The 1162-nt window shown below is 60.2% G+C and carries 1 protein-coding gene; it reads right to left on the bottom strand.

Annotated elements, in window-relative coordinates; genetic code table 11:
* Positions 1-320: 320 nt before the first annotated feature.
* Positions 321-1016 (bottom strand): DUF6318 family protein, encoded by a 696-nt coding sequence (locus tag DWQ67_RS13665; RefSeq protein WP_147433707.1) that lies wholly within the window; start codon positions 1014-1016, stop codon positions 321-323.
* Between the last annotated feature and the right edge of the window lie 146 nt (positions 1017-1162).

Here is a 1162-nt window from a genome sequence, read left to right as displayed (position 1 = left end):
TTGCTGACCGCTTTGCTGATGCGGGAGTTGGGGAGGGAGTTGTTGCAGACGGTGGTGGTGTCCCAGATGAACTTGGGTCCTCGTGTCCCGTTCGAGGAGGATCCGGCCCCGGGCGCTTTGGGGTTCTTGCCCTTGACCACCACCGGACCTGGCTTCGGAGCGCGTGGACTTGCCTGAGACGCACTTATCTCAAATTTGTCCTGAGTTGAACCACTGTCAAAGTCCGTTCCTTCATTGGCGAGTGCTGGGGAGGGGCTGATGAGCGAGAGCAGGAGAAAGAAAACACTCACCAGTGCCAGTGGCTGCCGTCTCATGATGACTTAGCCGCCGATCTTACGCATGTCGACAGTTCTCCAGTGGCCAGCGATGTACTCGATCCACAGACGCATCTGCGCAGTGCCGCCTTTGATGGGCTTGTACGATTTGCTTTCTCCGGTGGTTGTCCAGAACGTGCCAGGTTGGTCGGTTGCTCTGACATCGATTACTTGCATTCCGTCCACTGCTGGACGCTGTTTTGCCGTGGACAAGTCAAAATCTGTGCGAACCCCGACTCGCCAGGCACTGTTCTTCATTCGCATGGCCTTTGCGCCGGTGGTGATGGTCTTGCATGCCTTGCAGTCAGGGGCGGACACTGCACCGAATGGAGCCGTGTCGCCGGTGTCGAAGGCGTAGTTGTAGGTTTCCATCCAATATTTGATGAACGCCTTCTGACCCTCGAAGGTCTTCTTCTTCGCCAGTGCGGGAAGGACCGGTTTGGGCACGTTCTTGGCCGGTGACGTGCTGGTGGCCGGTACGTACGCGTTGTTCGGGCTTGGACTAGAGCTGGCTGTCGCATTGCCGCTCGGGCTCGCCGTTGGTGAGGACGCCAGCGGTGTCGGTGTCCCCATCGGAATGCTGGTTTGGGCGGGAGTCTCGGGCGGTCCCGAGCACGCACTGACCCCCAGTAGCACGGCGAGGCCGAGCCCCAGTGCCCGGGACGCGACCTCGGACCGTTTGAGTGCCGGTTTTGTGCGCATGGTCTCTCTCCAATCGGCTGCGTGTGGGGTTGCCCCGACATGCCTCGCTGTGGTGGTTCTGGGTTACCTGTTGGGGGTGCAGCCGGGGGCGGTGTTGTTTTTGTTGCAGGGTTCTGCGACGCGGTAGTGCTTGGTGCGCCAGACGT

This window comes from Galactobacter caseinivorans, assembly GCF_003640665.1.
Taxonomy (GTDB): domain Bacteria; phylum Actinomycetota; class Actinomycetes; order Actinomycetales; family Micrococcaceae; genus Galactobacter; species Galactobacter caseinivorans.
The sequence above is the reverse complement of the archived record's forward strand: the minus strand, read 5'-3'. Positions and strand labels throughout refer to the sequence as shown.